This is a genomic window from Staphylococcus ureilyticus (assembly GCF_025558845.1).
GTDB classification, from domain to species: Bacteria; Bacillota; Bacilli; order Staphylococcales; family Staphylococcaceae; genus Staphylococcus; species Staphylococcus ureilyticus.
Genome location: NZ_CP094825.1, coordinates 1,264,853 through 1,278,981, shown reverse-complemented (window position 1 = coordinate 1,278,981; position 14,129 = coordinate 1,264,853). Strand labels below are relative to the sequence as shown.

Here is a 14,129-nt window from a genome sequence, read left to right as displayed (position 1 = left end):
TAAATATATATATCATAACTAAATTAAAATGATTATAATTATTAGTAGGGGAGTGAGGCTTCCGTGGAAGAACGATTAAATCGCGTGAAGCAACAATTACAGCAATCATCTTATAAATTGACGCCACAACGTGAGGCAACATTGAGAGTTTTAATTGAAAATGAAAAAGATCATTTAAGTGCTGAAGATGTTTATTTAAAAGTTAAAGACAAAGCACCTGAAATAGGACTTGCAACAGTCTATCGTACTTTGGAATTGCTAGCAGAATTAAAGGTAGTGGATAAAATAAACTTTGGTGATGGTGTTGCACGATTTGATTTAAGAAAAGAAGGAGCAAAGCATTTTCACCACCATCTTGTGTGTATGGAATGTGGTAAAGTAGAAGAAATCGAAGAAGACTTATTACCTCGCGTAGAGGAAAGAGTAGAAAATGAATTTGAATTTAAAATATTAGACCATCGTTTAACATTCCATGGTATTTGTGCATCGTGCCAAGCAAAAGGAAAATAATTTTAAAAATACTATTTCAGAAACAGAGGTAGTACAGTGAAAAATATTATAGATGAATATTTGAAATTTATACAAATAGAAAAAGGATTAAGTGTAAATACAATTGGTGCATATCGAAGAGATTTAAAAAAATATGATGAATTTTTAACATTACACAAAATTAGTCATATTGATTTTGTAGATAGACAACTTATTCAAGAATGTTTGGGTCACTTACATGATGAAGGCGCATCTTCAAAATCGTTAGCACGCTTCATTTCCACTATCCGCAGTTTTCATCAGTTTGCATTAAGAGAAAAATATGCAGCAAAAGATCCAACAGTATTAATAGAAACGCCGAAATATGATCGTAAATTACCAGATGTTTTAGAAATAGATGAAGTACTTAGACTATTAGAAACACCTGATTTATCCAAAAATAACGGATATAGAGATCGCACGATGTTAGAATTACTTTATGCCACTGGCATGCGTGTGTCAGAACTGATTCAAATTGAGTTAGAAGATGTTAATTTAATTATGGGCTTTATACGTGTTTTTGGTAAGGGAAATAAAGAAAGAATTGTGCCATTAGGAGATACAGTGATTGAATACTTAAATACTTATTTAGAAACAGTAAGACCACAATTATTAAAAAACACGGTAACTGATACACTCTTTTTAAATATGCACGGTAAACCTTTATCAAGACAAGCCATATGGAAGATGATTAAACAAAATGGTATCAAAGCAAATATACTAAAAACTTTAACACCACATACATTAAGACATTCATTTGCCACACATTTACTTGAAAATGGAGCAGATTTACGTGCAGTACAAGAAATGCTCGGCCATTCTGACATATCTACAACACAATTGTATACACATGTTTCAAAATCACAAATTCGTAAAATGTATAATGAATTTCATCCAAGAGCATAAACACAGCCTGGTTTATTCTATTGAATAACTAGACTGTGTTTTTTATTGTAGTTACATTATTTAAATAAATATATTCATATAAGATTAATGCTTATATCCATTTGTTTCGAGCTTGTAGAGCGCGTTTTCTTGCTGCTTCGACTTCAGTTCTATCTCTTTTTAAATGGTGGTCAATGATATAATCATCTTCAATTTTATAATATGTCATCGCATAATGCGGGTATTGTTGTAATATAACTTGCTCCATTGTCGCAGTTAATGGGAGATGAATAGGCTCGAAAGATTTCTCCTTCTTTGTAGCATTAATTAATTCGACTAATAGCGCTTTATACGCTTCTATATCGAGTCCAATATTAATTGCTGAGTCGTACTTTTCTATTACTTTTAATGCCTTACCAAATGATTTATAGGCGCCTACATAATTATGTCTACGGTAATGATAAGCGCCAGTTGCAGTCAGTATAAGACTTACAACAGCATCTCCTTTATTGTAATTTGGATTTGTTTTCCAGGCGTCTTCTAAAATATCGTGACAAAGAAAGTAATGTTGCTTTGTATGGAATTGGAAATAAAAATCTTGAAGTGCAATTTTTAACATGATTATCGCTCCGAATTTAAATGTTTGTATTAAACATGCTATAATATTTTAGTGAATTAAGCACTTAACTTGCTAATATGAGGTAGATAAAATGTATGAAGTAAAACTCGATGCCTTTAATGGTCCTTTAGATTTATTATTGCATCTTATTCAAAAATTTGAAATTGATATTTATGATATACCAATGAAATCTTTAACAGAACAGTATATGCAATATATTCATGCGATGAGTCAATTAGAAATTAATGTGGCAAGTGAATATTTAGTTATGGCATCAGAATTACTAATGATAAAAAGCAAAATGCTTTTGCCTCATTCAGATGAAGTTGACGATTTAGAAGATGACCCACGTGAAAATTTGGTTGAGCGATTAATTGAATATCAAAACTATAAAGAATATACAGTGCTATTAAACGAAAAAAGAGCAGAAAGAGAGAAGTATTATTCTAAACACCCAACGGATTTAACACACTTAGAATCAAATGAAACTTGGGACCCTAGTAATACGATTGATTTAACAGAACTCATCATTGCTTATCAAAAAGTGAAAAATCGTGTGGAATACCAAACACCCAAAACCGTTGATATTCGAAAAGAAACGTTCACAATACAAGAAGCTACTACACAAGTAACTCAACGTTTGCAAAAACATGAATCATTCAACTTTTTTAGTTTATTTAATTTTACTGAACCACTGGAAATGGTAGTCACTCATTTCCTCGCCATACTAGAAATGTCGAAATCTGGAATAGTAAATATTGAACAACAAAAAAGTTTTGACGATATTAATATTTTAAGAGGAGTTAATTATGGCATTGAACGATAAAGGAATCCTAGAAGCATTACTTTATACTGCAGGTGATGAAGGACTTGAAGAAAAGCAAATACTAGAAATTTTAGACATTGACCAACATCGTTTTCATACATTAATCAATGAATATGACGCTTGTGGCTTAGAGATCCAACATTATGGTAAAAATTATGTCTTAACCACCAAAAAAGATGCGTCAGAATTTATTGAGAAGTTAATTGAACAAAAATCAAAAATGAAATTATCACAAGCAGCTATGGAAGCTTTATCGATAATCGCATACAATCAGCCATTATCTCGTAGTGATATTGAATTGATTAGAGGTATAAATTCGGACGGAGCCGTCAAAACCTTGATAGCACGAGGTTTAATTGAAGCCAAAGATGAGGCAGATTCTAGAAGCCAACAATTATATACAACAGAACTATTCTTAAATGTATTTGGTATTGAACAATTAGATGATTTACCAACTACGGATGAAGAAGATGAGGAAATAGAAGCCTTCTTCAGTAATTTAGTAAATCAAAAAGGAGAAAAAAATGAATAAAGAAACAGAAAGATTACAAAAACGTATCGCAAATAGTGGCTATACTTCAAGACGTAAAGCGGAAACATTAATTACAGAAGGTAAAGTGAAAGTAAACGGTGAAATCGAAACAGAATTAGGTACTAAAGTAAAACCAACGGATACAGTAGAAGTTGAAGGCATTAAATTAGAACAAGAAGACAAACTATATATTCTTTTCTATAAACCTTCTCAAGTTATCACTAGCGTTTCTGATGATAAAGGTAGAAAGGTCGTTACTGATTATTTCAAACAAATTAAGACAAGAATATACCCTGTAGGACGCTTAGATTATGATACATCAGGGCTACTTTTACTTACCAATGATGGTGAATTCACTAACTTAATGACACATCCACGTTATAAAATCAAAAAGAAATATGTTGTTAAATTAAAAGGGTATCTCATGCGTGAAGAAGTTAAAGCATTAGAACAAGGCATTAATTTAGAAGATGGGCAAACGCAACCTGCGACAGTTAAAGTTAAAAACCAAGATAAAGATAAAAATACGACACTTGTAGAAATTACAATAACTGAAGGTCGCAATAGACAAGTTAGACGCATGTTTGAATATTTTGGGCATCAAGTATCAAAACTACAACGCATAGAATTTGGACCGTTAAATTTGAAAGGACTCAATGCTGGCGAAGGCCGAGTACTTACACCGCATGAAGTAAAAATATTACGTCAAATTGCAGAACACGGACAATAATTATGACATTCCTTTAACAAAATCCTGATATTGATAATTTTTTCACAAACTTTTCATTCATAAACACTTTTATAGCTCAACCTATGATATAATATGGTTGAAATTGAAGTTAGCAGTGTGGGAGGGTACGAACCTATGTCAAACGAAATACTTATCGTTGATGATGAAGATAGAATCAGACGATTATTAAAATTGTACTTAGAAAGAGAATCTTTTGAAACTCATGAAGCTAGAGATGGACAAGAAGCATTCAAAATGGCAATGGAACATGATTATGCATGTATCTTGTTAGATTTAATGTTGCCAGAAATGGATGGCATTACTGTAGCAGCTAGACTCAGAGAACAGAAAGAAACACCAGTTATTATGTTAACTGCTAAAGGAGAAGAAACAAACCGCGTAGAAGGTTTCGAATCCGGTGCAGATGATTATATTGTAAAACCATTTTCACCACGTGAAGTGGTCTTACGTGTCAAAGCGCTATTAAGACGAACTCAAGTTGCACATACAGAACAAAGTGAACCTCATGCACGAGACCTAATAGAATTTAAACATCTTGTGATTGATAATGATGCTCATCGCGTGCTAGCTGATGGCAACCAAGTAAACTTAACGCCAAAAGAATATGAACTTTTAATCTTTTTAGCAAAAACGCCAAATAAAGTCTTTGATCGTGAGCAACTATTAAAAGAAGTATGGCATTATGAATTTTATGGAGATTTGCGTACTGTTGATACACATGTAAAACGTTTAAGAGAGAAATTAAATCGCGTTTCTGATGAAGCTGCCCAAATGATTCAAACTGTTTGGGGCGTTGGCTATAAATTCGAGGTTAAATCTGAAAATGAACCGCCTCAATAATGTAGTAGTAAAACTGTGGTTAACTATAATTTTTATAGTAACGACAGTTTTAATTTTATTAAGTGCAGCACTTATAACGTTTATACAATCTTACTTTACGCAAGAAACAGAAGATTCATTACTTGAAGATGCTAAAAGAATCAGTCATTTAGTTGAGCATTCAGAAGATAAAACGACTGCCATAAAGCATAGTAAGTCTCTTATCGAGGGTCCAGTTGGGCTTATTATCATGAATCATAAACACATGGATAGCGTCAATAATGATGAGACAAAAGAAAAGATGTTCAAAGAAATAAAAAGTAATAAAAACTACGAAAAAGTGTTCGATAAAGGAAAGCAGATATCTGAGCACGTGACAATAGATATAAATAAACAGCAAAAAACTTATGTTTTAATAGGTTATCCATCAAAAAATTTAGAATCGAGTGCACATAATAGTAAATATAGTGGTGTTTTTATCTATCAAGATTTGAAAACGATAGAAGATACCAATAATGTGATTACAGTCATTATTTTAATTATTGCTATAATCTTTTTATCTATTACTACTGTGTTCGCCTTTTTCTTATCATCTCGAATTACAAAACCACTTAGAAATTTAAGGACTCAAGCATTAAAAGTTTCTAAAGGTGACTATACACAAGTAGTTCCTGTTAATTCTCGAGATGAAATTGGTGAGTTATCACGTGCTTTTAACACGATGAGTTCGGAAATACAACAACACATCGACGCATTATCCTCATCAAAAAATATCAGAGATAGTTTAATAAACTCTATGGTTGAAGGCGTTCTAGGTTTTAATGATAAACAAGAAATAATTATATCAAACAAGATGGCACAAAATATTTTAAAAATATTGGATGCACACGATTTAGACAAACTTGATCGTCAAAATGAATTAACATTTAAATCCAAAAAAACACAATTCGAAGAATATGAAATTAGCACACGCTATTTTGTCATTATTACAAGTTATATTGAACAAATTCAGCCTGATGGCAGAAGTGGTATTGTAGCTATTATTCGTGATATGACCAATGAACATAATATTGATCAAATGAAAAAAGATTTTATTGCTAATGTATCACATGAATTGCGTACACCTATTTCATTGCTACAAGGATATACAGAGTCGATAGTGGATGGTATTGTAACAGAACCAGACGAAATACATGAATCATTGTCCATTGTCCTTGATGAAACAAAACGTTTAAATCGATTAGTAAATGAGTTGCTAAATGTTGCACGTATGGATGCTGAAGGGCTAACTGTAGAGAAAGTGAAACAGCCAATTGATCCACTGCTTAATAGAATGCAACAAAAATACCAGAAACAAGCAAATGACTTAAAGTTAACGATGAATTTAAATCCAAATACACACAATCAATTATGGTATTTCGACACCGATAGAATTGAACAGGTTTTAACTAATCTTATAGATAATGCTACTAGATATACAGAACCTGGTGATTTAATATCGATTAGTTATGGAGAGTCAGAAAATGAAAATATTTTATACATTTCAGACACAGGATCTGGTATTGCTCCAGAACATTTACAACAAGTATTTGACCGTTTCTATAAAGTCGACACTGCTCGTAAACGAGGTAAACAAGGTACTGGGTTAGGTCTGTTTATCTGTCGTATGATTATTGATGAACATGGAGGTACGATAGACGTTAAAAGTGAGCTTGGCAAAGGCACAACATTTATAATTAAATTACCAAAACCAACAGAAGAACGGAAGATACATGACTATTAAACTAATCATAGAGAGTGAAATGTAATTTAATTTATAATCTTAATGTAAATCAAGCACGTGTGTTCTATAAATGACGAGATTGAGAGTCAATACATTACTATTGATTTTCAATCTCTTCTTTTTCATAAATTATGTAATTTACTTAGCATAAGCAGGTCTATTGTTTTTATCTGAGTAATAGGCTATGATATATTTATAAAATTTAAGAAATTCATCTTCGGGGTAGGGTGTAATTCCCAACCGGCAGTAATTGAAGCCTGCGACCCATTTATCTATTAAAAAGATAAATGGCTGATCTAGTGTAATTCTAGAGCCGACAGTATAGTCTGGATGGGAGAAGATGGAGGGTTTTTGTTGTGCAATTAAATCCTCCTTTTCTAAGTAAGATGAATGGAAGGAGATAATTGAATATGCAACAACAAACCAAGCGACTTATTACGATAAGTATGTTAAGTGCGGTGTCATTTATTTTGATGTTTATCAAATTTCCAATCCCATTTTTACCACCATATTTAACATTAGACTTTAGTGATATTCCAGCTCTATTAGCAACTTTTAGTTTAGGACCAGTAGCTGGTATTATTATATTATTTATAAAAAATTTACTTAATTTCTTATTTAATATAGGGGATCCAGTTGGACCAATTGCTAATTTCTTAGCTGGCGCTAGTTTTATTTTAAGTGCCTTTTATATAATTAAAAATAATCATACAGTCAAAACACAAATCATTGGATTTACAATAGCGACGATTGTTATGACGATTGTTCTAAGTATTTTAAATTATTTTGTTTTATTACCACTTTATGGGATGATTATGAATTTATCAAATGTAGTTGAAAATATAAAAATTGTGATAGTTTCAGGTGTTATACCTTTTAATATAGTGAAAGGTATAATAATTTCTTTAATATTTATGTTATTATTCAAACGTTTAAAAAAGATTTTACTTAGCTAAATTTTAATTAATTAGCTTATACCACGAATATGAAAAAATAGACACGCAATAATAAAAGAAGCTGAGACAATTTATGATATGCTCCCTTCAAAGTAGACACTTAAAAATGTAAACTTTGAAGGGAGTTTTTTTATGACTCATAGAAAATTATCACCTGAAACTTATCAAAAAGCTTTCAGCTTATATGAAGAAGGATATAGTATGAAAAATGTAATTCAAAAATTAAATTTAAATTGTTCTCCTAGAACATTATTGATTAACTATTATAAATTTAAGAAGCATGGAATAAAGGTGCTTTTACCAATTCAGAGAAATAATACCTACTCAAATGAATTTAAGCTTAAAGTTGTGCACGAATATATAAATGATGGCCTATCTTTAACTGATTTAGTAGTTAAATATAATATCCCCACTACTTCAACTGTAAACAAATGGATTTCAAAGTATTTATCGGGTAAAATATTAAAAACATATTCTCCAAAACCCGAGGTGTATCAATTGAAATATAAATCATTAACATTTGAAGATCGTGTGGAAATCGTTGATTATTATATGAATCATGGTCAATCGTATAAGACAACAGCAAATCATTTTAACATCAATTATAGCCAAGTATATAACTGGGTAAAAAAGTACAACTTGCATGGGTATGATGGGCTTAAAGATGGACGTGGAAAAGGGAAACCCCAGTCTGTATTAACACCTGAAGAGGCATTAAAAGCTGAAATTAAGATACTTAAAGAGAAAAATAAATTTCTTCAAATGGAAAATGACGTTTTAAAAAAGGAAGAAGAAATAGAAAGGAAGTTGATGAAACAGGCATCAGACAAAAAGCATCATACCAAACGGTAAAAGCATTTAAAAACCTTTATCCGATAGCTTGGTTATGTTCAGTATTAAAGATATCACGTTCAAGTTACTATAAATGGTTACATCGCAAACCATCAAATAAAGAAATTGAAAACCAAAAATTGATCAAAGATATCGTTGATATCTACAATAAATACAAAGGCATATATGGATATCGTCGTATATACATATATTTAAGACTTAAACTACATCAAAAAGTAAATCATAAACGTGTCTATAGATTGATGAATCAACTTAATCTAAAATCTACTATCCGCCCTAAAAGAAAACGATATATTAAAACAACACCTGAAATTACAGCACATAATATATTAAATAGAAAATTTGAAGAACAAATCCCAAATAAAAAATGGTTAACTGACGTTACAGAATTCAAACTCAGCAATGGTAAAAAACTTTACTTAAGTGCTATTTATGACTTAGGCAGCAAACAGATTATCAGTCATAAATTAAGTACCTCAAATAACAATAAATTTGTATTAGATACGCTCAAAAAAGCAGTCAAACTTGTGCCGAATACCGAAGGTATACTCTTGCATAGCGACAGAGGATATCAATATACAAGCAGATTATTTAAAGTTACGTTAGAGCAACTTGGTATAAAACAAAGTATGTCACGACCAGGATGTTGCATAGATAATGGACCTATGGAAGGTGTATGGGGAACTATTAAAAGTGAATTGTTTAGAGGAAGAAAAAAAGTGATTTTTAAAGACAAGGCTACAGCAATAAAAGCAATTAATTCATATATAGAATTTTTTAATCAAGAAAGAATAACATTAAAAATGGCTACCCTTATATCGTAAATATAAGGTAGCCATAAACATTTTGTTTTTTTCACTGTCTACTTGACAGGGTGCAGTTCATCATACGGATTAGTCATTTATTTTTGATTGCGAGATTTACATGCTATATTTCAACTTGTTTTATTTTCATAATACAATTAATAAATGATTATTTTTCATAAAATAAAAGCTCAGCATTTTCATTAAAACAATGAATATACTGAGCTTTTATAAATTCATTTCATGCAAAAATGAATATCTATTTGATTAATTTTATTATTCAAATTTTAGAGGGTCTCCGTCAAAAGATTCCTCTTCAATTTTAATAGAATCTGTAGGACAACCTTCTAAAGCATCTTCCATGTCTTCATATAATTCTTCTGGTACTTCCGCAGTACCTTGGTTATCATCTAGTATAACGTATGCGATACCTTCATCGTCGTAATCATATATATCAGGAGCAGCAGCACCGCAAGCACCACATGCAATGCATGTATCCATATCCACAATTGTATATTTAGCCAAACTCTTCGCCTCCTTTAACAAACATGCTACACTAATAACACAATTAGTATTGTAGTTACTGTTTAAAATTTTATCAAATGTTTTTGTTTTATAAAATGAGGGAGCACACATGTATAATTTAATTCGCTTTACACGAATGCAAGCACATAATTACAAAACAGAAAAAAGCATATATAATATTATCACAGGCAAAAAATCCCATCAAACCTTTTTTGACGCCTGTAGCCAACAACTATTATCATTGTATCATAGCTTACCAAACTTAAAATATCCATCATTTGTTGGATATATTCAAAATGAACAACTGGATGTTGATGGTACGCGATTGATTCGTACACATCCAAGGTATACATATGATAGTTTATTAAACACCTTTAAGGCACTTCAATTATTAACCCAAACAATTTCGAATATTTCACATGATTCATTACATTTTGTGCCTATTACACACAACAATACAATTCAACATAGAGTTAAAAAAGTATATAACTGCGCTAAAAATAAGAATATATCTTGCAAATTAAATGAAGAATTAAATCTTCTTTTCTCTTCAATTTCTGAAAAAAATAGTAAAACGTATTTGCACTATTATTTACAAGGTTATAAAGAAAGTATGTATACAAGACAACAAGTCAGCTTAATAGAAAATATTTCGCAACAACAATTGTTCGAACTAGAAATGAATGATTTAGTAATCATGATGTTTGAATTGGAAAATGCGATTAAATATCCTATTTTAAATCAATTAATTATTTTACCAACGTTGCTTTTTAAAACAGAGGAAACTTACATAGGTATTAAAAAAGGTCTCAGCTTTAACGAATTAGCTAAGACACAAAATGTAAAATCAAACACAATTGAAGATCATATTCTAGAATTATTTATAAAAGGGTACCTTTCACAATATGATGAATTTATAAATGATAATTCATATATGCAGTTTCTAAGTTACTATGTAGAAAATCGCAGCGAAAGATTAAGAAATTACAAAGAGAAATTTCCAAAATTAAATTACTTTGAAATTAAACTATTAATCATCGGTGTTGAAAGAGGTGATTTAAATGTTACATCATGAATTAAAAAAATGGTTTGGTTTTGATTCATTTAAGCCTGGACAACAGGAAATTATAGAGCATGTATTAAATGATGAAAATACTTTGGGTATATTGCCGACTGGTAGTGGAAAAAGTTTATGTTATCAATTACCAACCTATATCAAACAAAAACCCACCCTCATCATCTCACCGTTAATATCCTTAATGGATGATCAAGTTATGCAATTAAAACTACAAGGCGAGCATTACGTTTCATGCATCCATTCCGGATTAGATGAAAATGAAAAAAAACAAAATTTACAATACTTAAAGCATAGTCGTTTTATATTTTTAAGTCCCGAATTTTTGTTGCAACCACATAATTTTAAACTTATACAACATCTAGATTTAGGTTTAATTGTTTTAGATGAAGCCCACTGCTTATCTGAATGGGGTTATGATTTCAGACCACACTATGCACTTGTAGGGAAAATCATCAATTACTTTCCTAAAGCCAATATACTTGCTTTGACTGCTACAGCACCGCCGTATTTAACATATGATTTAAATCACATGCTAAATAAAACATTTACTGTTGTGAAAACAACGACGAATAGAGAAAATATTACATTATCACACATAAATTTCGAAAATGATCATGAAAAGTTAAAATGGTTACTTCCAACGTTAGAACTATCAGGTCCAACTATTATCTATGTTTCATCAAAAAAAATGTGCCTAACTTTAGCAAAGGCAATTTATCAATATGGTTTTTTAACTGGGATATACCATGGTGACTTAACCTATCAGGAAAGACATACTGTACAGCATCAATTTATAAATAATGAAATACCAATTATTGTTGCAACAAGTGCTTTTGGAATGGGGATAAATAAAAAAGATATACGAACCATCATACATTTTCATCTAGCCACAAGTCCATCAAGTTATATGCAAGAAATTGGTCGTGCAGGACGTGATGGCTACTCTAGCCAAGCCATCAGTCTTTACCAACCAGATGATAGTTATCTATTAGAAACCTTATTGTTTGCAGATATAATTACTGAAGAAGATGTGAACACATTTGAATTAGGTATGTTTTTACCACCTGAAAAAAATGAAATATTAGAGGTTCTAAGTAGTAATTTTAAAATTGAACAATTGCGTACTATTTTCAAAACAGCATTTGAAAGAAAACAACGTGGTTATTATCGAATGTTAGGTTATAAAAATTTAGACCAATGTCGTAGGTCATATATGGTAGAGTTTTTCGGTGAAAATCTATCAACAAAACCAACACAGTGCTGTGATAATGACACAGAATTAAAACCAATTAATATTATTAATAGAAAAAAAGTAAAAAGAAAAATGGATTTTAAAGAAAAATTACGAAATATATTCAAATAAAAGATAAATACTTTACTTCACTTTTTCAATCAAGCTATAATACTAGATATACGCTAAATTTTTATTTGTTTTTCATATAAAATTAATACATATATACTGGCTTTTAGGGTAAAACAGTATATACTAAAATTAAATGATGGAAGGATGATGAATTTGTCTAATAATAATTTCAAAGATGATTTTGAGAAAAATCGTCAATCTATTGATCCAAAAGAACATCGAGATGATGTACAGGATTCTGTTAACGATTCTGTTGACAATGTAAAAGAGGAAGTTTCTAATAAACAAGACGAACAATTCCCTCCAAGAAATGCCCAAAGAAGACAACGTAGAAGAGATACGGCAACACATCAAAATGAAGGAAATGAATCACCTGTTGATGAGAAAAATGATACATCTAGTCAACAAGACAGTGAGCAACAACAGGAAACACATTCATCATCCAAGACGGATGCGGATGAAACCAATAAAAATCAAGACCCTTCAGAAAATAACAATATTAATCAAAATAGAAGTGAAAAAGATCACGACATTTCTGAAGATAACCAATCTGAAGATAAAAATGATAAGAAAAAAGGCGCTGCCGTAGCTGGCGGAGCAGCCGCAGCTGGTGCAGGTGCATATGCCGCAAAAAAACACCATGACAAGAAAGATGATTCTGATCATGCTAAAGATAACAATGCATCATCAGACGATAACGAAAAAAGTGATGCTGCTACAGGCGTAGGTGCTAATAATAAAAATCAACATACTGAAGAAGCTAATTCTGAAAAAAGTAATGATTCAAAAGACAACAAGAAAAAAGGCGCTGCCGTAGCTGGCGGAGCAGCCGCAGCTGGTGCAGGTGCCGCTGGAGCAAGTGCTGCGCATTCGAATGGAAATGGCTCCGGTGGAAATAATGGTAACGGTGATCACAACAACGATCCAAATGATGATAACAACAATAAAAAGAAAAAAGGCGGATTATTTGGAAAAATATTACCAATCGTAGCAGCAATTTTAATTTTAGCAGCAATCGGAATTTTTGGTGGTATGGCATTAACTGGCAACAATGATGATAGTAGTAATAACGACGATAAAAAGGTAGTGGACAACAAAGATAAAAAATCTGACTCAGATTCAGACAAGGATAGCAAGAAAGATTCAGACAAAAACAAAGACGATGATAGTGATAAAGCAAATACAAATAATGACGATAACGCTGAATCAGATAGTAATGATAATTCAAACCAAAGCGAATCTAATTCTGACGATGCAGCTACTAGCGATCAAAATCAAGCTACTGAATCTGACCAAAATAACCAAAGTGATCAAAATGCACAGAACAGTCAAAATGATCAATCACAACAAAATGATCAATCACAGCAAAATAATCAAGCTACGAATCAAGGTAATGATTCAGCAAACCAAGGTCAAGCAACTAATAGCCAAAACAATCAATCTTCAAACAACAATTCAGGACAACAAACACATACTGTAAATGGTCAAAATCTATACAGAATAGCCATCCAATACTATGGAAGCGGATCTCCTGAAAATGTAGAAAAAATCAGAAAAGCAAATGGATTACAAGGTAATGATATTCATAACGGACAACAATTAGTTATTCCTCAATAAAACATTCATCTTTTACAAGTAAATTCATCTTTTACAAGTAAATTCATCTTTTACAAGTAAAATGAAGCTTGATTATCGAGCCTGTTCCTATAAAAGGACTAATCCATAACCTGATATGCTCCCTACAAAGTAGACACTTAAAAAAGTAAACTTTGTAGGGAGCTTTTATATGAATTAGTCATTTTTGTAAAC

General features: G+C 31.2%; 14 protein-coding genes and 1 riboswitch. Of the genes, 12 read left to right on the top strand and 2 right to left on the bottom strand.

What is annotated here, in order from left to right:
- The first annotated feature begins 63 nt into the window (after window positions 1-63).
- A complete protein-coding gene (fur, locus tag MUA21_RS06265) occupies window positions 64-510 on the top strand; it encodes a ferric iron uptake transcriptional regulator (RefSeq protein ID WP_019468360.1) in 447 nt (148 codons plus the stop codon).
- Between the two features lie 36 nt (window positions 511-546).
- Window positions 547-1,434, top strand: a complete 888-nt coding sequence (gene xerD / locus MUA21_RS06260) for a site-specific tyrosine recombinase XerD (protein ID WP_073342002.1) — start codon at window positions 547-549, stop codon at window positions 1,432-1,434.
- 91 nt (window positions 1,435-1,525) lie between these two features.
- Here the strand turns inward: xerD and MUA21_RS06255 are convergent, their stop codons facing one another.
- A complete protein-coding gene (locus tag MUA21_RS06255; protein ID WP_073342005.1) occupies window positions 1,526-2,032 on the bottom strand; it encodes a DUF309 domain-containing protein in 507 nt (168 codons plus the stop codon).
- A gap of 91 nt (window positions 2,033-2,123) precedes the next feature.
- Here MUA21_RS06255 and MUA21_RS06250 point away from each other — a divergent pair, with 91 nt between their 5' ends.
- From MUA21_RS06250 to MUA21_RS13340, 7 genes are all read left to right on the top strand, one after another.
- Complete coding sequence (locus tag MUA21_RS06250; protein WP_107525877.1) at window positions 2,124-2,858, top strand: segregation and condensation protein A; 735 nt, start codon at window positions 2,124-2,126, stop codon at window positions 2,856-2,858.
- Window positions 2,842-3,390 carry an SMC-Scp complex subunit ScpB gene (scpB, locus tag MUA21_RS06245; protein WP_081254262.1) on the top strand — a complete coding sequence of 183 codons (549 nt, stop codon included), beginning with the start codon at window positions 2,842-2,844 and terminating at the stop codon, window positions 3,388-3,390. Before MUA21_RS06250 ends, scpB begins: the two co-directional genes overlap by 17 nt.
- The gene (locus MUA21_RS06240) at window positions 3,383-4,120 is read left to right on the top strand and encodes a pseudouridine synthase (protein WP_073342008.1); all 738 of its coding nucleotides are present in this window, start codon (window positions 3,383-3,385) and stop codon (window positions 4,118-4,120) included. Before scpB ends, MUA21_RS06240 begins: the two co-directional genes overlap by 8 nt.
- Window positions 4,121-4,255: 135 nt before the next feature.
- The gene (locus tag MUA21_RS06235; RefSeq protein ID WP_107525878.1) at window positions 4,256-4,981 is read left to right on the top strand and encodes a response regulator transcription factor; all 726 of its coding nucleotides are present in this window, start codon (window positions 4,256-4,258) and stop codon (window positions 4,979-4,981) included.
- Complete coding sequence (locus MUA21_RS06230; RefSeq protein WP_262562193.1) at window positions 4,965-6,743, top strand: ATP-binding protein; 1,779 nt, start codon at window positions 4,965-4,967, stop codon at window positions 6,741-6,743. Before MUA21_RS06235 ends, MUA21_RS06230 begins: the two co-directional genes overlap by 17 nt.
- A 209-nt stretch (window positions 6,744-6,952) precedes the next feature.
- A riboswitch (FMN riboswitch) is annotated at window positions 6,953-7,089 on the top strand.
- Window positions 7,090-7,153: 64 nt separating this feature from the next.
- Complete coding sequence (locus tag MUA21_RS06225) at window positions 7,154-7,699, top strand: ECF transporter S component (protein WP_262562192.1); 546 nt, start codon at window positions 7,154-7,156, stop codon at window positions 7,697-7,699.
- Between the two features lie 132 nt (window positions 7,700-7,831).
- Window positions 7,832-9,375, top strand: a protein-coding gene (locus tag MUA21_RS13340; RefSeq protein WP_437129139.1) for an IS3 family transposase whose coding sequence is annotated in 2 segments (ribosomal slippage) — window positions 7,832-8,506 and window positions 8,509-9,375 — 1,542 coding nt in all. Because the reading frame shifts where the segments join, the coding sequence is not laid out codon by codon here.
- A 255-nt stretch (window positions 9,376-9,630) separates the two neighbouring features.
- On the opposite strand, the gene MUA21_RS06210 is transcribed toward MUA21_RS13340, so the two are convergent.
- Window positions 9,631-9,879: a ferredoxin gene (locus MUA21_RS06210; protein ID WP_019468351.1), complete on the bottom strand. Its 249-nt coding sequence runs from the start codon at window positions 9,877-9,879 to the stop codon at window positions 9,631-9,633.
- A gap of 109 nt (window positions 9,880-9,988) precedes the next feature.
- Between MUA21_RS06210 and MUA21_RS06205 the strand changes: the two genes are divergently transcribed.
- From MUA21_RS06205 to MUA21_RS06195, 3 genes are all read left to right on the top strand, one after another.
- A complete protein-coding gene (locus tag MUA21_RS06205; RefSeq protein ID WP_262562191.1) occupies window positions 9,989-10,954 on the top strand; it encodes a helix-turn-helix domain-containing protein in 966 nt (321 codons plus the stop codon).
- On the top strand, window positions 10,941-12,320 hold the full coding sequence (locus MUA21_RS06200; RefSeq protein ID WP_262562190.1) for a RecQ family ATP-dependent DNA helicase: 1,380 nt from the start codon (window positions 10,941-10,943) through the stop codon (window positions 12,318-12,320). Before MUA21_RS06205 ends, MUA21_RS06200 begins: the two co-directional genes overlap by 14 nt.
- Before the next feature lie 147 nt (window positions 12,321-12,467).
- Entirely contained in the window at window positions 12,468-13,937 is a 1,470-nt protein-coding gene (locus MUA21_RS06195; RefSeq protein ID WP_262562189.1) for a LysM peptidoglycan-binding domain-containing protein, read from the top strand.
- The last annotated feature ends 192 nt before the right edge of the window (window positions 13,938-14,129 follow it).

Bases quoted from the DNA above. Each gene is read 5' to 3' on its own strand.
- MUA21_RS06255 (WP_073342005.1), bottom strand. From the start codon at position 2,032: ATGTTAAAAATTGCACTTCAAGATTTTTATTTCCAATTCCATACAAAG.
- MUA21_RS06250 (WP_107525877.1), top strand. From the start codon at position 2,124: ATGTATGAAGTAAAACTCGATGCCTTTAATGGTCCTTTAGATTTATTA.
- scpB (WP_081254262.1), top strand. From the start codon at position 2,842: ATGGCATTGAACGATAAAGGAATCCTAGAAGCATTACTTTATACTGCA.
- MUA21_RS06240 (WP_073342008.1), top strand. From the start codon at position 3,383: ATGAATAAAGAAACAGAAAGATTACAAAAACGTATCGCAAATAGTGGC.
- MUA21_RS06235 (WP_107525878.1), top strand. From the start codon at position 4,256: ATGTCAAACGAAATACTTATCGTTGATGATGAAGATAGAATCAGACGA.
- MUA21_RS06230 (WP_262562193.1), top strand. From the start codon at position 4,965: ATGAACCGCCTCAATAATGTAGTAGTAAAACTGTGGTTAACTATAATT.
- MUA21_RS06225 (WP_262562192.1), top strand. From the start codon at position 7,154: ATGCAACAACAAACCAAGCGACTTATTACGATAAGTATGTTAAGTGCG.
- MUA21_RS06205 (WP_262562191.1), top strand. From the start codon at position 9,989: ATGTATAATTTAATTCGCTTTACACGAATGCAAGCACATAATTACAAA.
- MUA21_RS06200 (WP_262562190.1), top strand. From the start codon at position 10,941: ATGTTACATCATGAATTAAAAAAATGGTTTGGTTTTGATTCATTTAAG.
- MUA21_RS06195 (WP_262562189.1), top strand. From the start codon at position 12,468: ATGAATTTGTCTAATAATAATTTCAAAGATGATTTTGAGAAAAATCGT.